Raw genomic sequence first — 18,366 nt, 5'->3', positions numbered from 1 at the left:
GCTCGGCTCACACACTGTCTTGCTGGCATGCACCCTGTTGTCAGCACAGAAGCACCGCCCACCCGGCCGTACCCGGACTCCTATGCCGTCACCGCCGAGTTCTACGACATCTTGCAGGCCGACCAGGACGAGAGTCGCGTCCGTCATCTCTACGGCGGTGAGGTCGCGAAAGCCCGTCTCGGTGTGCTGGACATCGGTGCCGGGAGCGGGCGGGTCACACTGATGAGCCTGGCCGAGTCCCGGGTCGACGTGCACGCCGTCGAGCCCGCACGGGCCATGCGCACCTCGCTGCTGACCCGCCTCGCCGTCCTGCCCGCGCCCCAGCGGGAGCGGGTGACCGTGCACCCGTACACGCTGGACCGGGCGGGTCTGTACGCGGTCGCGGACGTGGCCGTGTGCCACAACACGGTCGCCTGTCTCCCCCCGGCCGCGCGGGACGTGCTCTGGCCCGCGGTCCGGGCGGCCCTGGTCCCCGGGGGTTCGCTGTTCCTGCAGCTACCGCCAGCCGTGCTGCCCGCCCGTGACGTCGTACGCCTCCTGCCGGAGAAGCGGGTGGGCGGGCATGTGTACGGGGGACGCATGACGATGTCGACCGCCGGGTATCGCATCCGCAACCGCGTCGAATACTGGGTGCGCGGGGCAGAAGGTGTGCTGCGGGAGCACACGGAGACGTTCTGGATGTGGCCCGCCTCGCGGGCTCGACTCATTGCCGACCTCGAACGGCACGGGTTCGTCCTGCTGCCGGGCTACGACGATCCCCGCGTCCTGGCCGTCACGCGGCCGAACCACACCTGAACCGGCCGCCGAAACGGGCCGGAAACGCCCACGGTGACCGCCCCGGCCCGCCCGCACAGCGATGTCACAAACGGTGTCGCCGACCGGTCTGATGGATTACCGGACCGCACGACTCACTGTGTGCGCCTCACAAACTGGGACGGGGATCTCATGTCGCCTGTGAATACGTTCGTCATCGTCGGGGGCGGCCTGGCCGCGGGCAAGACCGCGGAGGAACTGCGCAAGCACGGCCACGACGGGCCGCTCCTCGTCATCGGGGACGAGCGGGAACGGCCCTACATTCGACCACCGCTGTCCAAGGGCTATCTGCTGGGCAAGGAGGACCGCGAGTCCATTCACGTGCACCCCAAGGGCTGGTACCGCGAACACGACGTCGAGCTGCTCCTGGGCACCACCGTGACCTCCGTCGACGCGCATGCCGCGGAGGTCACACTGGACGACGGCCGTCGCGTGCCCTACGCCAAGCTGCTCCTGGCGACGGGTTCCTCCCCGCGCCGCCTGTCGGTGTCCGGCGCGGACCTGGAGAACGTGCTGTATCTGCGGCGCGTCGGCGACAGTGAGCGGCTGAAGGCCGCGTTCACCGAGGGTGCCCGGATCGTGGTGGTCGGCGGGGGCTGGATCGGCCTGGAGACGGCCGCCGCTGCCCGGGCCGCGGGAGCGGACGTGACCGTTCTCGAACGCGGCGAACTGCCGCTGCTGAGAGTCCTGGGCCGGGAAGCGGCCGAGGTCTTCGCCCGTCTGCACCAGGACCACGGGGTGGACCTGCGTCCCCACGCCCGTGTCGAGCGGATCACCGGAACCGGGGGCCGCGTCGACGGCGTGCAGCTCGCCGACGGGGTTCACCTGCCCGCGGACGCCGTCGTGGTGGGCGTGGGCATCACCCTCAACGTCCGTATCGCCGAGGAGGCGGGCCTCGAGGTGCGCGACGGCATCGTGACGGACGAGCGGCTGCGGACCTCCGCGGCCGGCATCCACGCCGCCGGTGACGTCGCCAACGCCTACCACCCGCGGCTCGGTCGGCACCTGCGCGTCGAGCACTGGGCCAACGCGCTGCACCAGCCGCGTACCGCCGCGCTGAGCATGCTCGGCAAGGACGCGGTGTACGACCGGCTGCCGTACTTCTACACCGACCAGTACGACCTCGGGATGGAGTACACCGGGTACGCCGAACCGGGCGGCTACGACCGTGTGGTCTTCCGCGGGTCGCGGGAGGAGCGGCGGTTCATCGCCTTCTGGATGTCCGGAAATCGGGTCGTGGCAGGGATGAGCGTCAATGTGTGGGACGTCATCGGGACGGTCCGTGCCCTGATCGAGTCCGGCACGGAGACGGACGACGCCGTCCTCGCCGATCCCTCGGTCCCGCTGGAGAGTCTGCTTCCGCAGCAGGCGCGGCCGGCGGGAGCTGAGGCGTGACCGACGCTTCCCTCGCACCACTGCGGCCGATGCCGGACGACTGGCAGCGCGCCCTGGCGGTGGTGGCGCATCCCGACGATCTCGAGTACGGATGCTCGGCGGCCGTGGCCGCCTGGGTGGCCGAGGGCCGGCAGATCACCTATGTGCTCGCCACCCGCGGTGAGGCCGGCATCGACACCCTCACGCCCGAGCGGGCCGGCCCGTTGCGCGAGGCGGAACAGCGTGCCGCCGCGGCGGCGGTCGGTGTCCCGGCGGTGGAGTTCCTGGACCACCGGGACGGTGTGATCGAGTACGGCGTGGCCCTGCGCCGCGACATCGCCGCCGCCGTCCGGCGTCACCGGCCCGAGTTGGTGCTCACGCTGAATCACCGGGACACCTGGGCGGGCAGCGCCTGGAACACCCCAGACCACGTGGCGGTGGGACGCGCCGTGCTGGACGCGGCGGCGGACGCCGGCAACCGCTGGATCTTTCCGGAACTCGCCGAACAAGGGCTCCGGCCCTGGGACGGCGTCCGGTGGGTGGCCGTCGCCAACTCGCCGACGCCGTCCCACGCCGTGTCCGCCGAGGCCGGCTTCGAACAGGCGGTGCAGTCCCTGCTGCGGCACCGGGCCTACCTCGAAGCCCTGACCGACGAGGACCCCGAGACGTACGTGCGCCGCTTCCTGGCCGACAGCACCCGCCTCCACAGCGCGCGGTTCACCGGCGGTCGCGCCGTCGCCTTCGAACTGTTCAGCCGATGACCGGCGCCCGCCAACCCGTGCCTCGCACGGCAGCCCCGTCATCCGCACGGGGCCGCACCGAGAAAGGACCATTGATGACTTACGAGTCTCCCGCCGTTCTGGACGCCGGGCCGTCCGACGGCGTCGATCCAGACGAGTTCGTACGAGCGGCCATGCGCTGGCACTTCGACCCGGCGACCGGCTCCCGCTACTGGCTCGACCGGGCCGAGCGGCTCGCCTTCGATCCGCGACGGGACGTCAAGGGCGTGGCCGACTTGTCGCTCCTCCCTGACCTCACCGACGAGCTGCGGCACGTGCCGGTGGCGGACCTGATCCCCCGGGGCTACGGCAGCGACGCCCGGCTGATCAACGTCTTCGACAGCGGCGGGACGACCGGGGCGCCCAAGCGGGTCGTCCAGCTCGACGACTGGATGCGGCACAGCACCGAGCAGGTCGACCGGCGTCTGCGGGAGCACGGCCTGCCCCTCGGCGCCCAGTGGCTGACCGTGGCGCCGACCGGTCCGCACCTGGTGGGGGACGTACTGCAGCGGGCGGCGGCGTCGCTCGGCGGCCCGGGCCTGAGCATCGACATGGACCCCCGCTGGGTGAAGAAGCTGGTCGCCGCGGGCCGAAGCGACGAGGTCGAGTCCTACACCGACCATCTCGTCGAACAGTGCCGCCGGATCCTGCTGACCCAGGAGGTCGGGGTACTGGCCGCCACCACTCCCCTGCTGGAACGCTTCGCCCGCGAGGACGACCTCCTGGAGCGGATCAACGGTTCCGTCCGGGCGATCCTCTGGGGCGGCACCCACATGGACCCCGACACCCGGCACCTGCTGGCCACGGAGGTCTTTCCCGATGTGCCGCTCATCGGCATGTACGGCAACACCATGATGCTCACCGCACTGCTCGAACGCCCCGGACTCGACGCCTCGCAGCCCTGCATCTTCGACCCGGTGTCGCCGTACGTGTTCCTGTCGGTCGTCGACCCCGCCACCGGGGAACGCGTCGAGGTGGGTGAGCGCGGCCAGGTGATCGTCAGTCACGTCAGCAAGTCCATGCTCATCCCCAACAACGCTGAACGCGACACGGCGGTCCGTGTGCGGCCGGCCGGCGACCACGCGGGCGACGCCGTCGCGGACGTGGCGCCCGTGGCCACGGTGAAGGGCGAGACCGTGATCGAGGGCGTGTACTGATGACGGTCGTGAAGGCCGACGGGCCGGTGTACCTGGACGCGCTGGGCCCCAACGGCCCTTACCGGACGCGCGTACCGAGCAGCGTGACGGACGTGTCCGGTACCGAGGTGGCGCGACTGAGCCTGGTACCGCCGGTCTACGTCGACCGGGCCCTGGCCGTGCTGCGCAAAGCCGAGGCCGTACCGACAGCCGGCATGGACACCCTCCTGGAAGCGGCCGCCGAGGAGTTCGCCACCGGCACCATCGGCGGGCTGGGCGTACGCGAGTACGAGCACCTGGTGAGCCGCACCTCCGGCAGCCCACTGACGGTGGTGCGCACCGCGACACGTGACACCGCGAGATTCGTCAGCCTGGCCCGTGCCTCGGCCGACCGGGGCAGGCCGCGCGGGGCGGCCCGGGACAGTGGGGATCCGGCCCTCGGGTCCGGGCACGCCGTATGGGCCCGCCGGGGCGAGGTGTTCGCCGTCAACGCCTCCGGCAACCACCCCGGTGTCCACCGGTTGTGGCTGGAGGCGCTGACGCTGGGCTACCGCGTCGCTGTACGTCCGTCCCGGCGGGAGCCGTTCACTCCGCACCGCCTGGTCGGAGCCCTGCACCGGGCGGGCGTCCGGGAGGACCAGCTCGTGCTGCTGCCCACGGACCGCCAGGCCGCCGGGGCGTTGATCCGCGGTGCGGACCGCGCGGTGGTGTACGGCGGAGACGACTTGGTCGCCCGGTACGCGCACGATGCCCGCGTGCTGCCGCAGGGGCCCGGCCGGACCAAGATCCTCGTCACCGCGGACACGGAATGGCGGGAGTATCTCGACACCATCGTCGATTCCGTCGCCGACGAGGGCGGCACCGCGTGCGTCAACGCCACCGCCGTCCTCGTCGAGGGCGATCCGGCGCCGCTCGCCGAGGCCGTCGCGGACCGCCTGTCCCGGCTGCCCGGTCTGCCGCCCCAGGACACCCGGGCGGTACTCCCGGTGTGCCCACTGGACCGGGCCCGCGCCCTCGACTCCTATCTGCAGAAGGTGGCGGCGGGGACCCGCGCCTGGCTCGGCGGTGACGGCATCGTCGACGACCTCGGGGACGGAAGTGCCGTACTGCGCCCGGCAGTCCACCAGGTCGACCACGCGGGAGCCCCGCAACTGCGGGCCGAACTCCCCTTTCCCTGTGTGTGGATCGCGCCGTGGAACCGCTCGGACGGAATCGCTCCGCTGCGGGAGACCCTCGTCCTCTCGTTCCTCTCCCGCGACCACGCCCTGCTGGACACCCTGCTGGCGGAACCCACCATCGCCAATGTGTACGCCGGTGACCGGCCGACCCATTGGATGGCTCCGGGCGTGCCGCACGACAGTTACCTGTCGGACTTCCTGATGCGCAGCAAGGCCGTCGTCGGCTTCGAGTGAACGGCGGTCAGTGGGGCAGTACCAGCATCACGGCCGTCCCCCACGCCATCGCCCCGTCGCGGACGTGCCCGTACGGGTCCGCCGCGGCGGCGCGGTGCGCGGTGCCCGTGGCGGTCCGCAGCGCGGGCATGGGGCGCATCAACGACCGGACGGCGAAGCCGAGGAGACAGAGCGTCAGTGCGGCGGTGACCAGGGCCGCCGTCATCGAGACGCTCGCCGCGGGGCCGTGCGCCGCGGTGTGGTGGGCCACCGGAACGCCTCTGGCCAGGGTCTCGTGGGCGGGAGCGGCCCCACCGTGGGGCGTCCGCGACATCCAGGCCATCGCCGCCATGCCCGCGGCCGGCGGCAGCCGCCCGGCGATCGCCGCCGCCGTGCCCCTGGTACGGCGGTACAGCGCGGTCAGCGGGAACCACAGCGTGGCCGCCGCACAGAGCACGACCGTGGTCAGGCCGGTCAGCGACCGGCCGAGGCTCCAGGGCATGGTCGCCATGGCCGCCGCCATGGCGAAGTGCAGCAGGTTATCCACCCGGTCGCGGCGGTCCGCTCCCGGTGCCCGGACCCCGCGCCGCAGCACGTGCAGGGCCACGAGGACGAAGAGCAGCGTCAGCATGCAGTGCACGATGTGGAGTGCGGGCGTCTTGTCCGACACTGGGTGCGCCTCCTGGTCCATGACGGTTCTCAGTCCTGACCAGGTGTGCGATGGATCCGTGACAGCGACGACGGTTGTCCGGGAGTGACCGGGTGACACGGTGTGCCAACGTGACGGGCGCTGGGGCGGTGGGACGACCATCCGCCGCGCCCTCCGTCCCCGTCCGCTTGTAGCATGGGAGCACGAGGCCAGAAGGGATGACCCATGCACGCTGGCGCCCAACCCGGCACCCTGGACCAAGCGACGAAGGACTTCCTTTCGGCGCGCTCACGGCTTTTCGGCATCGCGTACCGAGTCCTGGGCAGCGCGGTGGAGGCCGAGGACATCGTGCAGGAGACCTGGCTTCGATGGCAGAACACCGACCGTGCGAAGGTCAATGAGCCGCTCGCCTTCCTGACCACGGTCGCCACGAGGCTGGCGATCAACCTGGCCCAGTCCGCGCGGGTACGCCGGGAGTCCTACGTCGGGCCCTGGCTTCCGGAGCCCGTCGACACCGCGCAGGATCCGCAGTTGGGCGCGGAGCGGGCCGAAGCCCTGGAAATGGCGGTGCTGCTCCTGCTGGAGAGGCTGAATCCCCTGGAGCGAACCGCCTACGTGCTCCGGGAGGCGTTCGACTACCCCTACGGACGGGTCGCCGAGATCCTGGAGATCACCGAGGCCAACGCCCGTCAGCTCGTGAGCCGCGGGCGCAGGCACCTGGCTGCCGAGCGCAAGGAGCGCGTCACTCCGGCGGCCCACCGGCGGCTGCTGGAGGTCTTCCTCTCCGCGGCGCGGACGGGCGACCTGTCGGTACTGGAGGACGTGCTCACCGCCGATGTCGTCAGCTACTCGGACGGCAACGGAATCCGCGGCGCATCCAAGATCCCGGTCGTCGGACGGGCCCATGTCTCGCGGTACCTCGTCGCCTTCGCTCCGCGTTTCTGGCCGCAGTCCGAGATCCGGTGGGTCGAGGCGAACGGCCGATCGGCCGTGCTGGTCTCGTCCGGCGGGGACGCGGTCGCCCTGCTGACTGCCGACATCTCGGCGGGCGGCATCGAGCGGATCATGTGGGTGATGAACCCGGACAAGCTGAAGCCCTTCGTGGCCTCGCTGCGGGACTGACCGCCCTGCGGTCGGGCCTTCGAGGCCGTCGAGGGACCGGGCGTCACAGTTCCGGCTGCTTGTCGGTCATTCAGTGGTCCCGGACCTCTGCCGGGACTGCGCACCTCGACGACAACGGAGTCATGCCGTGACCGAACGGATCCAGTTGCCCACCCTGTCGACCGAGAAGGACTACGACGGAGAGGAGTTCTCGCCCATCTACACGACCACCGTGACCGTCCACGGCGGTGTGGCCTCACATGGACGGGCCTCCGGCCGGGCCCGCTCGTCCGACGGCGCCCTCGACCTCGACCTGCGGATGCCCGCCGAGCTGGGCGGTGACGGCCGGGGAACCAACCCCGAGCAGCTCTTCGCGGCGGGTTTCGCGGCGTGCTTCCACGGCGCGCTGAGCCTGCTGGCACGTCAGGAGGGCCTCGATCCGGCGGCAATCTCGATCGAGGCGACCGTCGCCTTCGGGCGGGACCCGGAGGACGGCGGCTATCTGCTGCACGTCGATCTGGTGGTGCGGTGGCCCGGAGTCGCTCCCGAGACGGCCGACGACCTGATCGAGAAGGCCGACGCGTTGTGTCCGTACGCGCGCATGGCCTGGCGGGGAACGCCGACCACCATCACGCTGGCCTCCTGACCGGCACGCCCGGCGGACCTCGCCAGCCGCCCCGGCGGCGGTTGCTCGTCGCGGGGCGGCGGTCATGACGGGAACCACAGGTCCGCGTCGGCGGCTTCTTCCTTGCGGGCGGTGAAGACGGAGATCTCCTTCTTGCTCGGACTCTGCGGCGCCAGTGCCGCGACGAGAGGGTGATCGCCCACCGTGTCACGCGGTCCGCGGGGGTCCGGAGCCGCCGCGGTGAAGTACTCGGCGTTGACGGCAAGGTAGTGCGCCCAGTCCGGCGGCAGGTCGTCCTCGTAGAAGATGGCCTCCACGGGGCAGACGGGTTCGCACGCGTGGCAGTCGACGCACTCCTGGGGGTTGATGTAGAGCGTGCGTGAGCCCTCGTAGATGCAGTCCACGGGGCATTCGGTCACGCAGGCCCGGTCCTTGATGTCGACGCAGGGCTGCGCGATGACGTACGTCATCCCTCTCCTCCTCCTCGAACGTCGAACACGTCGCGGCACCGGCGCGCGGACGTCGGGCGCGTCTGTATGACCAAGGACACCGTCACGTTGTGACTCGCGTTCTGCCGCTGTCACAAACCGCCGCCTGACCTGGTCCTAGTCAGTGACCACCCATTGCGACTGGAGCAATCGTGCCTATCACCGAACGACAAATTTCCACCACGGTGCTGGTGATCGGTACCGGCGGTGCCGGCCTTCGGGCCGCGATCGAACTGGCCGAGGCCGGTGTCGACGTCGTCGCCGTCGGCAAGCGTCCCAAGGAGGACACCCACACGTCCCTGGCCGCCGGGGGCATCAACGCGGCGCTGGCCACGATGGACCCCGAGGACTCCTGGCAGCAGCACGCCGCGGACACGCTCAAGGAGAGTTACCTCCTCGGCGACCCCCGTACGGCCGAGATCGTCACCCAGGGGGCGGCCCTGGGCATCGACGACCTGGAGCGGTACGGCATGGAATTCGCCCGCGAAGGGGACGGCCGTATCTCTCAGCGCTTCTTCGGCGCCCATAGGTTCCGCCGCACCGCCTTCGCCGGTGACTACACCGGCCTGGAGATCCAGCGCACCCTCATCCGGCGTGCGAGCCAGCTCGACATACCCATGCTCGACACCGTGTACATCACACGGCTGCTGGTCCACGAAGGTGCCGTCTTCGGGGCCTACGGCTTCGACCTGAACAACGGCACCGGCTACCTCGTCCACGCGGACGCCGTCATCCTCGCGGCCGGCGGGCACACGCGCATCTGGCGCCGTACCTCCTCCCGGCGGGACGAGAACACCGGCGACTCCTTCCGCCTGGCGGTCGAGGCCGGGGCCCGCCTGCGCGACCCCGAGCTGGTGCAGTTCCACCCGTCCGGGATCATCGAACCGGAGAACGCCGCCGGCACCCTGGTCAGCGAGGCCGCCCGCGGCGAGGGCGGCATCCTGCGCAACGCCCTCGGCGAGCGGTACATGAACCGCTACGACCCCGAGCGCATGGAACTGTCCACCCGCGACCGCGTGGCCCTCGCCTCCTACACCGAGATCAAGGAAGGCCGCGGCACCCCCAACGGCGGGGTCTGGCTCGACGTCTCCCATCTGCCCCGTCAGACGATCATGAACCGGCTGCCCCGGGTCTACCAGACGCTCCTCGAACTGCAGATGCTCGACATCACCCGTGAACCCATCGAGGTCGCCCCCACGGCGCACTACTCGATGGGGGGCGTCTGGGTGCGTCCCGAGGACCACAGCACCGACGTGCGCGGCCTGTACGCCATCGGCGAGGCGGCCAGCGGACTGCACGGCGCCAACCGGCTGGGGGGCAACAGCCTGATCGAACTCCTCGTCTACGGCCGTATCACCGGTCAGGCGGCCGCCGCCTACTCGGAGTCGCTCACCGCGCAGCCCCGGTCCGCGACCGCCGTGGCCCAGGCGCGCGCCGAAGTCGAGGAACTGCTCGCCGCCGACGGACCCGAGAACGTCCGCGCGCTCCAGCGCGCGATCCGCAACACGATGACCGAGCACGCCGGCGTCGTCCGCGACGAAGAGGGTCTGCGCACCGGGCTGGCGGAACTGGACGCCATCGAGGAACGCATGCAGAACGTAGGGGTGCACCCCGACATCGCCGGCTTCCAGGACCTCGCCCACGCCTTCGACCTGAAGTCGGCCGCCCTCGCGGCCCGCGCCACTCTCGAAGCGGCGCTGGAACGCCGGGAGACCCGCGGGTGTCACAACCGCAGTGACTTCCCCGACATGGATCCCGCCCTCCGCGTGAACCTCGTCTGGTCCCCGACGACGGGAATCACCCGCGAGAGCATCCCAGCCGTTCCGGACGAGATCGCGTCCCTCATGGCGGAAGTCTCCACCGACGGAAAGCTCGTCGAATAGCGGCCCTCCGGCCGAGAGAAAAGCTTCACGCACAGCTCCCGTGTCACAGAAAACGTTCGCACTCGGTCTTTTCCGGTGCGGACGACACCGCACATCTCGAAAGGATCGTCACCATGAAGGTTGTAGTCATCGGCGGTACCGGACTGATCGGCTCGAAGCTGGTGGCCAAGCTCAATGAGCACGGTCACGAGGCGGTACCGGCCGCCCCGAACACCGGCGTCAACACGCTCACGGGCGAGGGGCTGGCCGAGGTCCTGACCGGTGCGTCGGTCGTGATCGACGTGTCCAACTCGCCGTCCTTCGAGGACGACGCCGTGATGGAGTTCTTCCGGACCTCGACCACCAACCTCCTCAAGGCGGAGGCGGACGCGGGTGTGACCCACCACGTGGCGCTCTCCGTGGTCGGCACGGAGCGGCTGCAGGAGAGCGGCTACTTCCGCGCCAAGCAGGCGCAGGAGACCCTGATCAAGGAGTCCGGCATCCCCTACTCCATCGTTCACGCCACGCAGTTCTTCGAGTTCATGAAGGGCATCGCCGAGGCGGCGACCAAGGGTGACACCGTCCGGCTGGCCCCGGTCAAGATCCGTCCCGTCTTCTCCGACGACGTGGCCGCCACGGTCGGCCGCACCGCGGTCGGCGGCCCCGTCAACGGGGTCGTGGAGATCGCCGGCCCCGACGAGTTCCAGCTCGACGAGCTGATCCGCAAGGGCCTGGCCGCAAAGAAGGACCCGCGCAAGGTCGTGACCGACGTGCACGCCCCGTACTTCGGTGCGGAGCTGAAGGAGACCACGCTGCTCCCCGGTCCGGACGCGAACATCGGCGCGACCCGGTTCGCCGACTGGCTCGCCCAGCAGAGCTGAGTCGGCGTGTGGCGGGCCCCTCGAGGGCCCGCCGGCCAGACGGATGGGGCCTGTCGTCCGCATTGCGGCACGGCAGGCCCCTCTTCACCTCCGGCACAGACAGCAATCGCAGAGAAAGCCGCTCACCATGCTGATTCATCGCGACAAGACAGCTTCACCGGTCGTCGTTTCATATCCGGCAGTGACCGGTACCTACACCATCGACCCGGTCCACAGCACGATCGGCTTCTCCGTCCGGCACGCCATGGTCTCCAACGTCCGTGGACGGTTCGAACGTTTCGAGGGCCTACTCAAACTCGACGGTGCCGAGCCGTCCCACTCGGAGGCGTACGTCAGTGTCCAGACCGACAGCCTGGACACGGGCGTGGCGGATCGCGACGCGCACCTGGCGGGGCCCGACTTCTTCGACTCGGCGACGTATCCCCTGATGGCCTTCCGCTCCACCGGCATCACCCCGCTCGGCGACGACGAGTTCCAGCTCCTGGGCACCCTCCGCATCAAGGACGTCGAGCTGCCCCTGACCGTCGGCATCACCTTCGGTGGGGCCGGCAGCGACGCCTTCGGCCACCATCGCGTCGGATTCGACGGCAGGGCCACCCTGCGGCGTTCGGACTGGGGACTGGCCTGGAACACGCCGCTGGACACAGGGGGTGTCCTCGTCGGTGACAAGGTGACCCTGGCCCTGGACATCTCGGCCGTACGGGCCGACCAGGACGCGGCGGCCTGACGAAACGGATGTGGGTAGGCGGGGTGGTCCCGAAGCCGGGGCCGCCCCGCCCACCCACATCCGTGAGAGGCCCTGCTCTCAGGCGGCGCTCTTCACGGCCTGCTCGCGCACCGTCCGCCGTGGCATGGCACGGCGCTCCCCTTCCGTGGTTCCTCCCCAGATCCCCTCGACCGGGCCCATCTCGACGGCCCAGGCCAGACACTGCCGCGTAACGGGGCAATGGCGGCAGACGGATTTGGCCTCGTCCACCTGCAGCGTCGCCGGACCGCTGTTGATACTGCCGATGGGGAAGAAGAGGTCAGGATCCTCGCTCAGGCAGAGTCCCCTTACGCGCCAATCCATGGAATGCCTCCTGTGTGCGGAACGGATACCGGTTCGGGGGGAGGTCGCTCCTCGTGTGGGGGAGCTCGCGAAAAGCGCGTGCCGCGCATTACCGCTTTCCACTTGAAAGACCGAACTGTCAGCGCGCGTGTGACATCCGGCCCATGACGGCGCCCGCCGCCGCAAGGCCCGCTCCGATGGCACAGCCGAACTGCCCGCCTCCGAAAACCCGGAAAAAAACTCGCCGCGAAAGTGTCACGAAGCATCCGCGCCCGCGGTCACATCGTGCGGAGGCAAGCGCAGCGCCCTGCCAGATCCCTCAGTACGCCGGGCCGCCACCGCGGCGGTCCTCGACAGAGAGGCCGATCGCCTTCGCCGACAAACCTGTGACACAGAAACGGAGACTGAAGGATCATGCATCCAGAGGCGCCCCCCGCGGACAGTGACCTGAGCGAGGCCGTTTCCGTCTTCGTGGAACTCCGGCCACGCCTCTTCGGCATCGCCTATCGCTTGCTGGGCAGTGCGGTGGAGGCCGAGGACGTCGTCCAGGAGGTGTGGCTGCGTTGGCAGCGCACCGACCGCGCGATCGTGGTCAGCCCCGTCGCGTTCCTGTCCACCACCACCACACGGCTGGCCCTCAACGTGGCTCAGTCGGCCCGGCTGCGCCGCGAGAGCTACATCGGTCCGTGGCTGCCCGAGCCCGTCGACACCAGCAACGACCCGGAGGTCGGCGCCGAACGGGCCGAAGCACTCGAACTCGCCCTGCTGCTGGTGCTGGAGAAACTCCCTCCGACCGAGCGCGCCGCGTACGTGCTGAGAGAAGCCTTCGACTACGACTATCCCGAGATCGCGCGCATCCTGCGGCTCAGCCCCGTCAACGTGCGGAAGATCGTGAGCCGGGCGCGCAAGCACCTCACCGACGACCAGCGGGACAGCGTCGACGCCGCAGAGCACCGCAGGCTGCTCGAAGCCTTCGTCGGCGCCGCCCAGCGGGGTGACGTCGGCACGCTGGAGGAGCTGCTGACGCCGAACGCGGTCAGCCTGTCCGACGGGAACGGCATCCGGGGAGCGGCTCGGATCCCCGTCCTGGGCCGTTCCCGCGTGGCGAACCTGTCCACCGCGCACCGCCGCTTCTGGCCGATGGTCGAGGCCGAACCGGTGGAGGCCAACGGGCGCAGCGGCATCCTGCTCCACAGGGACGGCCGGCCCGCCACCTACATGACGATCGCCGCCACACACCGTGGCATCCACCAGGTGATGTGGGTCTTCAACCCGGCCAAGATCGCCGCGTTCCTGGACTCCCGCTCCCGTTTCCACTGCGCGGTCGTCAGCGAGGTCTGCGTTCGCCCCGGTCGCCCGCCGCGGTAGCGCGGCGGGCCGTACGCCGGTTGTCACAGCGCTCCTCACTGTTCGGTCAATGCGGTGTCGACGGCTTGCGGCGATGCCCGCCCGAGTCCCGCAGCGAAGGAGGAGGAGCATGGCAGGGACACACACGTCATCCGATGCGTTCGAGCCATCACTGTTTCTGAAAAGCCTGTTCACGAGCTTGCGGCACGAGCTGAGGAAGGACGAGGAGATGCCCCAAAGCACTGACCGGCAGTCCGATCCCGCTGCCGCCACCGCGACCCTGGCGGCGGAGGCCGCTCTGCTCGAAGGACGGCTGAGCCTGCTCCGAGAGGCGATCGAAACAGTGGACGCCCGTATCCACGCGGTCTCCGAGACGCTGCGGCGACTGCAGCTCTCCGCGGCAGGGTCCCCCGACCACGAGGCGCCCGCGGGCCGGGAAGGCGGCGCCCGCCTCGATCATTCGACGCCGGGCCGTGCCTGACGGAGAGCGCGGACGGGTACCGGCGGACCGTCGCGGTGGACGCGGTGCGCGCGCCACCGCTCCCGCCGGCCGCGCTCTCCGGTCGGCGGGGGTCGCTCGATCGATGCCCGGTATCATGCCTCCGATGCCGGGCCGGGTGACGGAGCCCGCACATCGGGCGGCCCCGCCGGAACAAGGGGTGAGGACGAGAGGAACGCATGGTCTCCGTGACCCCCACGGCCCGCAACATCGAGATCACCGCCGAGGGCCTCCAGGAGGACCTGGCCCGCCTGGAGATGCAGAAGCAGGCGCTGGAGAGGGAACTGGCGGCGGTCACCGCGCACCTCGGCTCCGTACAGCGGGCCCTCGGCGCCCTTCAGGCCCTCATGCCGGGGGCCGCTGCGTCGTCCGCGGCACACCGTCGCGTGGCCGCGGATGCGGAGGCGCCGGTGACCGTGGCATCGGTGCCCACGCCGCCCGCGCCGGTCGCGGACCCGGCCGAGGAGCGTGACGCGAGCCGGGCGACGGCCGACAGCGCCGAGAGTGACACCGACGGTGTGAGGACGTACGGCAAACTCACCGAACAGATCCTGGCCTACTTCGCGCAAGCCGGCGATGTCGACGTCCGGGCCCGGGATGTGGCCGACGCCCTCGGCCGTGCCACCGACAGTGGCAGCATCAACGCCATCCGGAGCACGCTCGACCGTCTCGTCGGCTCCTCGCGCGTCCGCCGGGTCGGCCGCGGTCTGTACCGCGCGGCCAAGCCCTGAGCAACGCCCGGCAGTTACCGGCAGCGGACGCGCTCAGCGTGACTCCTGCCGCCGAGGCTCACCGCTGGAGACGAAGGCGTCCCTCGGGTGCTGGACCGAGGCGAGAGAGACGATGTCACGGCCGAAAAGGGCGGCGGTCGCCCACACGGCGAACACCCTCGCCTTGCGCTCCCAGCTCGGCACGGCCAGGACGTGGTAGCCGCGGTGCATCAGCCAGGCCGGGAAACCCTTGATGACCAGGCGTCGGTACTGGAAGATGCCACGGCCCAGGCCGAGCGTGGCCACCACTCCGAGGCTGTGGTGCTCGTAGTTCTTGGTCGGCCGGCCACGCAGGGACGCCAGGATGTTCTTGGCGAGGCGCTTGCCCTGACGCACCGCGTGCTGGGCGTTGGGCACCGTGCGGGCGTCCGGTCGGCCTACGGCGAGATCGGGCACCGAGGCGTCGTCACCGGCCGCCCAGACGTCCGGCACGACCTCGGTCTCCGTGCCCACCCGGAGATCCGCGCGCACCTTCAACAGGCCGTGCTCGTCGACCGGGAGGTCGGTGTGATTGTGCACGATCGGGTTGGAGGCGTTGCCCGCCGTCCACACGAGCAGACCCGAGTCGTACTCCGTTCCGTCCGACAGCACGACGCGTCCGTTCTCGGCAGAGAGGAGCTGAGTGTTCAGATGGACGCGTGCACCCCGCTTCTCCAAGGAACGCACCACCCACTCACCGGGCCGGTCGGTGACCTCGGGCAATATGCGGCCCCGCGCCTCGACCAGGTGGAAGGCGAGTTCGTCCGCCTTGATCTCCGGATAGTGCTTGAGCAGCGCGGACGCCAGGCCCAGCAGTTCACCGAAGCCCTCCACCCCGGAGAAGCCGCCACCGACGACGGTGACGGTGAGCAGCCTGCACCGTTCCGGCCCGTCCGGCAGCGTCGCCGCACGGTCGAACGACGTGAGCAGCCGGTCGCGGATCGCCACGGCCTCCTCGACGTGTTTGAGTCCGTACGCCTGCTCGCGCAGCCCCGGGATGGGGAAGGAGCGGGTGACGGCTCCCGCCGTCACCACCAGCGTGTCGTAGTGCAGGTCGAACTCCGGCCCGGACTGCGGCCGGATCGTCACGGTGTGCGCGGCGTTGCGGATCTCCGTCACCGCACCCGCGATCAGACGGGTCCGGTGCAGATGTCGCCGGAGCGACACCGCGGCATGACGCGCCTCCACCGACCCCGCGACCACCTCGGGCAGGAACGGCTGATACGTCATGTAGGGACGCGGGTCGACCACGGTGACCCGTGCCTCACCGCGTCGCAGCTCCTTCTCAAGACCCCACGCGGTGTAGAAACCCGCGTAGCCGCCGCCCACGATCAAGATCTCACGCACGGTGTCCTCTGTTCTCCTCGGCTTCGACTCTTAGACCGGTCGTCGCCGCCCCGTGTGACAGATGCGGCACCGGCCCGGGCGCATACGCGATCGCCGGTGCCGCTTCTGGTTCTGCTCGGGCTGGATACCGTCACGTCGGTCGGGTGCGCGGTCCGCCGGTGCCGTCCGATCGGTCCGACCGGTCCGACCGTCGTGTTCGTCAGGCGCCGGAGTGCGCGCTCCAGTGCTTCTCCAGGATCTCGGCGACCTCCGCGGGCCGCTGAAGCAGCGGCCAGTGATTGCAGTCCATCTCGATCACTTCGGAAGCGCGCAGGGAGTCACCGAGCCTGCGCCCGAACTCGATCTGGCAGGCGGGGTCCTGCGCTCCCCAGAAGACCACGCACGGGGCGGTCACGTCGGCCAGCGCCGGCTCCCACTCCGCGCCCATGGTGACCGCCGACCGGTACAGCTTGAGGACCGCATCCTTCATCGTGTCGTCCACCCGGCTCGCCATCTCCCTGGCCAGCGGGAGCGGCACGTCGAAGCCGACCGACACCTCGTCCGCGAACGGCTCCGCGCGCAGTTCGGACATGTAGCGGTCGCCCTGGACCTGGTCCTGCCAGATCTTGGCCAACGGATGCCAGACGTACTCCGCGCTGATCGGCCCGTTGCCTCCCGCCCAGGTACGGACGAGGTCGGGGCGCAGGGAGGCCACGCGGAGGGTGAGAATGCACCCCCAGTCGTGACCGACCAGGTCCACCGGCTCGCCGACCCGCTCCAGTCGCTCGATGAGCCAGTCCGCGTACTCCTCCATGGTGGAACCGAAGCCGGCCGGTCGCTCGCCCCCGAAGCCGGGCAGGTTCCAGGCTTCCACGTCCGACCTGGTCAGGTGTCGGCGCACACCGTCCCATACGTGCTGGGTGTCAGGAACGCCGTGGACGAGAATTGCGGGCATGGGTGAACCCCTTCATGAGTGGATGCCGTCTCTTGTATGAAGTGACATGTCATGCTGTCACACTGTTACTGCCTCGATGTGTCGCAGTATCCTGTGGCTGCACTCGACGATGACCCACTGTCACATGATCCGTGCTTGTACAGTCTGAACTGCAGTAGGGCGCTGCGATCCGACTGCGACGGCTGAGGTGCGGTGCCGGGTGAGAGGAAGGACGCCTCATGGGTCAGACCGGTGACACGGCACCGATCGCGGAGCTGCTGGACGAGCGACAGCATCTGCTCAACGTGGCCCGCTGGATGCTGGGGAACGGGCGCGCGGCCGAGGACGCCGTCACCGAAACCTACAGACGGTGGTACACGCTGACGGACAAGCAGCGCACAGGGATCACCGAGCCGCGTATCTGGCTGACCAAGAGCACGGGCACCATCTGCCTGGCACGCCTGTCCGTACCCGAGCGCCCGCTCCCGAACCCCGAAGGGAAGGGCCCGGACGCCCGCACGGAATTCGACCCGGCCTTGACGGAGGAGATCAGCGATGTCCTGCTCAACGCCCTGAACGCCCTCTCCCCCACCGAACGGGCGGCGTTCGTCCTCAACGACGTCTTCGCGATGCCGCCTCAGACGGTCGCCGACATCGTGGGCCGGACACCACACGAATGCGCCGAACTCGCCGACCGTGCCCGCCGCAGCCTGCGCACCAGCCGCGCGCATCCCACGACACCGCGAGAACACGACAAGATCGTTCGCGCCGTGCGGCAAGCCTGCGTCACGACCGACCCCGCGCACCTGGTGTCCCTGCTGTCTCCTCACGCCACCGCGTTCTTCGACGGCGGCGGCAAGATCCGTGCCCTGACCAGACCGGTTCACGGCAGCGAGCAGGTCACCCGTGTCCTCCTCACCCTCCTTGCCCCCCGCCCCCACACCACCCTGCATCTCAATTCCGCCAACGGCCGCACCGCAATCGTCGTCCGCCACAACGACCAGGTCGCCGCCGTCATCAGCTTCGATATCGCGGGCCATCACGTCACCCACGTCTGGGCCGTCATGAATCCTGACAAGCTACGCAGCTGGAACCGCCACCACCTTCCTTCCCACGGACACGGACCACGGGGCGACTGAGAGGGTTCCCGGACAGTGCGACTGACGGCGGCTGTCACACCTCTCTGGCTGAAGAGTGCGCCGACCGTTGCGCTTTGCGCGTGTCAGTGGCAACAATTGACTGACAGGCTTCCACTGATTCGTCACTGTGTCTTCACCGCGGTGACAACGGGATCCCCTCTATGACGATGTTACATGTGATGCTCCGAACCACCCATCCCGGCGTCCGGGTCGATCGACACCTCC

General features: G+C 69.9%; 19 protein-coding genes. 14 read left to right on the top strand and 5 right to left on the bottom strand.

The window, feature by feature from the left end; translation table 11 throughout:
- Positions 1–27: 27 nt before the first annotated feature.
- The 5 genes from QF035_RS43625 to QF035_RS43605 all read left to right on the top strand — a co-directional run bounded on the left by QF035_RS43625 (position 28) and on the right by QF035_RS43605 (position 5,514).
- On the top strand, positions 28–795 hold the full coding sequence (locus QF035_RS43625) for a class I SAM-dependent methyltransferase (RefSeq protein ID WP_307527104.1): 768 nt from the start codon (positions 28–30) through the stop codon (positions 793–795).
- Positions 796–945: 150 nt separating this feature from the next.
- Positions 946–2,208, top strand: coding sequence for an NAD(P)/FAD-dependent oxidoreductase (locus QF035_RS43620; protein WP_307527103.1), 1,263 nt, complete (start codon positions 946–948; stop codon positions 2,206–2,208).
- A 29-nt stretch (positions 2,209–2,237) separates the two neighbouring features.
- The gene (locus tag QF035_RS43615; protein WP_373467021.1) at positions 2,238–2,948 is read left to right on the top strand and encodes a PIG-L deacetylase family protein; all 711 of its coding nucleotides are present in this window, start codon (positions 2,238–2,240) and stop codon (positions 2,946–2,948) included.
- 74 nt (positions 2,949–3,022) lie between these two features.
- Positions 3,023–4,123, top strand: coding sequence for a phenazine antibiotic biosynthesis protein (locus QF035_RS43610; RefSeq protein ID WP_307527099.1), 1,101 nt, complete (start codon positions 3,023–3,025; stop codon positions 4,121–4,123).
- A complete protein-coding gene (locus QF035_RS43605; protein WP_307527097.1) occupies positions 4,123–5,514 on the top strand; it encodes an aldehyde dehydrogenase family protein in 1,392 nt (463 codons plus the stop codon). Before QF035_RS43610 ends, QF035_RS43605 begins: the two co-directional genes overlap by 1 nt.
- A gap of 7 nt (positions 5,515–5,521) precedes the next feature.
- On the opposite strand, the gene QF035_RS43600 is transcribed toward QF035_RS43605, so the two are convergent.
- Positions 5,522–6,163 carry a DUF5134 domain-containing protein gene (locus QF035_RS43600; RefSeq protein ID WP_307527095.1) on the bottom strand — a complete coding sequence of 214 codons (642 nt, stop codon included), beginning with the start codon at positions 6,161–6,163 and terminating at the stop codon, positions 5,522–5,524.
- Positions 6,164–6,367: 204 nt separating this feature from the next.
- Here QF035_RS43600 and QF035_RS43595 point away from each other — a divergent pair, with 204 nt between their 5' ends.
- Together QF035_RS43595 and QF035_RS43590 are read left to right on the top strand one after the other, a co-directional pair.
- On the top strand, positions 6,368–7,264 hold the full coding sequence (locus QF035_RS43595; protein ID WP_307527094.1) for an RNA polymerase sigma-70 factor: 897 nt from the start codon (positions 6,368–6,370) through the stop codon (positions 7,262–7,264).
- Between the two features lie 127 nt (positions 7,265–7,391).
- Entirely contained in the window at positions 7,392–7,889 is a 498-nt protein-coding gene (locus QF035_RS43590) for an Ohr family peroxiredoxin (protein ID WP_307527092.1), read from the top strand.
- 62 nt (positions 7,890–7,951) lie between these two features.
- On the opposite strand, the gene fdxA is transcribed toward QF035_RS43590, so the two are convergent.
- Positions 7,952–8,338, bottom strand: a complete 387-nt coding sequence (fdxA, locus tag QF035_RS43585; RefSeq protein WP_307527090.1) for a ferredoxin — start codon at positions 8,336–8,338, stop codon at positions 7,952–7,954.
- Positions 8,339–8,508: 170 nt separating this feature from the next.
- On the opposite strand from fdxA, the gene QF035_RS43580 reads away from it, so the two are divergent.
- The 3 genes from QF035_RS43580 (at position 8,509) to QF035_RS43570 (ending at position 11,826) form a co-directional block, all read left to right on the top strand.
- On the top strand, positions 8,509–10,239 hold the full coding sequence (locus tag QF035_RS43580; protein WP_307527089.1) for an L-aspartate oxidase: 1,731 nt from the start codon (positions 8,509–8,511) through the stop codon (positions 10,237–10,239).
- Positions 10,240–10,352: 113 nt separating this feature from the next.
- A complete protein-coding gene (locus QF035_RS43575) occupies positions 10,353–11,099 on the top strand; it encodes an SDR family oxidoreductase (protein ID WP_307527087.1) in 747 nt (248 codons plus the stop codon).
- Positions 11,100–11,226: 127 nt separating this feature from the next.
- Positions 11,227–11,826, top strand: a complete 600-nt coding sequence (locus QF035_RS43570; protein WP_307527085.1) for a YceI family protein — start codon at positions 11,227–11,229, stop codon at positions 11,824–11,826.
- Positions 11,827–11,904: 78 nt separating this feature from the next.
- On the opposite strand, the gene QF035_RS43565 is transcribed toward QF035_RS43570, so the two are convergent.
- On the bottom strand, positions 11,905–12,168 hold the full coding sequence (locus QF035_RS43565) for a WhiB family transcriptional regulator (RefSeq protein ID WP_307527083.1): 264 nt from the start codon (positions 12,166–12,168) through the stop codon (positions 11,905–11,907).
- 393 nt (positions 12,169–12,561) lie between these two features.
- Here QF035_RS43565 and QF035_RS43560 point away from each other — a divergent pair, with 393 nt between their 5' ends.
- From QF035_RS43560 to QF035_RS43550, 3 genes are all read left to right on the top strand, one after another.
- Complete coding sequence (locus QF035_RS43560; RefSeq protein WP_307527081.1) at positions 12,562–13,515, top strand: RNA polymerase sigma-70 factor; 954 nt, start codon at positions 12,562–12,564, stop codon at positions 13,513–13,515.
- A 208-nt stretch (positions 13,516–13,723) separates the two neighbouring features.
- Positions 13,724–13,975, top strand: coding sequence for a hypothetical protein (locus QF035_RS43555; RefSeq protein WP_307527079.1), 252 nt, complete (start codon positions 13,724–13,726; stop codon positions 13,973–13,975).
- Between the two features lie 197 nt (positions 13,976–14,172).
- Entirely contained in the window at positions 14,173–14,724 is a 552-nt protein-coding gene (locus tag QF035_RS43550; RefSeq protein WP_307527077.1) for a hypothetical protein, read from the top strand.
- 33 nt (positions 14,725–14,757) lie between these two features.
- Here the strand turns inward: QF035_RS43550 and QF035_RS43545 are convergent, their stop codons facing one another.
- Complete coding sequence (locus tag QF035_RS43545) at positions 14,758–16,089, bottom strand: NAD(P)/FAD-dependent oxidoreductase (protein WP_307527075.1); 1,332 nt, start codon at positions 16,087–16,089, stop codon at positions 14,758–14,760.
- Positions 16,090–16,288: 199 nt separating this feature from the next.
- On the bottom strand, positions 16,289–17,023 hold the full coding sequence (locus QF035_RS43540) for an alpha/beta fold hydrolase (RefSeq protein ID WP_307527073.1): 735 nt from the start codon (positions 17,021–17,023) through the stop codon (positions 16,289–16,291).
- A gap of 218 nt (positions 17,024–17,241) precedes the next feature.
- Between QF035_RS43540 and QF035_RS43535 the strand changes: the two genes are divergently transcribed.
- Entirely contained in the window at positions 17,242–18,141 is a 900-nt protein-coding gene (locus tag QF035_RS43535) for an RNA polymerase subunit sigma (protein WP_307527072.1), read from the top strand.
- Positions 18,142–18,366: the final 225 nt, after the last annotated feature.

The organism is Streptomyces umbrinus (assembly GCF_030817415.1).
Lineage (GTDB): Bacteria > Actinomycetota > Actinomycetes > Streptomycetales > Streptomycetaceae > Streptomyces > Streptomyces umbrinus_A.
This window is presented reverse-complemented; position numbering and strand designations above follow the sequence as displayed.

Bases quoted from the DNA above. Each gene is read 5' to 3' on its own strand.
- QF035_RS43625 (WP_307527104.1), top strand. From the start codon at position 28: ATGCACCCTGTTGTCAGCACAGAAGCACCGCCCACCCGGCCGTACCCG.
- QF035_RS43620 (WP_307527103.1), top strand. From the start codon at position 946: ATGTCGCCTGTGAATACGTTCGTCATCGTCGGGGGCGGCCTGGCCGCG.
- QF035_RS43615 (WP_373467021.1), top strand. From the start codon at position 2,238: ATGCCGGACGACTGGCAGCGCGCCCTGGCGGTGGTGGCGCATCCCGAC.
- QF035_RS43610 (WP_307527099.1), top strand. From the start codon at position 3,023: ATGACTTACGAGTCTCCCGCCGTTCTGGACGCCGGGCCGTCCGACGGC.
- QF035_RS43605 (WP_307527097.1), top strand. From the start codon at position 4,123: ATGACGGTCGTGAAGGCCGACGGGCCGGTGTACCTGGACGCGCTGGGC.
- QF035_RS43595 (WP_307527094.1), top strand. From the start codon at position 6,368: ATGCACGCTGGCGCCCAACCCGGCACCCTGGACCAAGCGACGAAGGAC.
- fdxA (WP_307527090.1), bottom strand. From the start codon at position 8,338: ATGACGTACGTCATCGCGCAGCCCTGCGTCGACATCAAGGACCGGGCC.
- QF035_RS43575 (WP_307527087.1), top strand. From the start codon at position 10,353: ATGAAGGTTGTAGTCATCGGCGGTACCGGACTGATCGGCTCGAAGCTG.
- QF035_RS43570 (WP_307527085.1), top strand. From the start codon at position 11,227: ATGCTGATTCATCGCGACAAGACAGCTTCACCGGTCGTCGTTTCATAT.
- QF035_RS43565 (WP_307527083.1), bottom strand. From the start codon at position 12,168: ATGGATTGGCGCGTAAGGGGACTCTGCCTGAGCGAGGATCCTGACCTC.
- QF035_RS43560 (WP_307527081.1), top strand. From the start codon at position 12,562: ATGCATCCAGAGGCGCCCCCCGCGGACAGTGACCTGAGCGAGGCCGTT.
- QF035_RS43555 (WP_307527079.1), top strand. From the start codon at position 13,724: ATGCCCCAAAGCACTGACCGGCAGTCCGATCCCGCTGCCGCCACCGCG.
- QF035_RS43550 (WP_307527077.1), top strand. From the start codon at position 14,173: ATGGTCTCCGTGACCCCCACGGCCCGCAACATCGAGATCACCGCCGAG.
- QF035_RS43540 (WP_307527073.1), bottom strand. From the start codon at position 17,023: ATGCCCGCAATTCTCGTCCACGGCGTTCCTGACACCCAGCACGTATGG.
- QF035_RS43535 (WP_307527072.1), top strand. From the start codon at position 17,242: ATGGGTCAGACCGGTGACACGGCACCGATCGCGGAGCTGCTGGACGAG.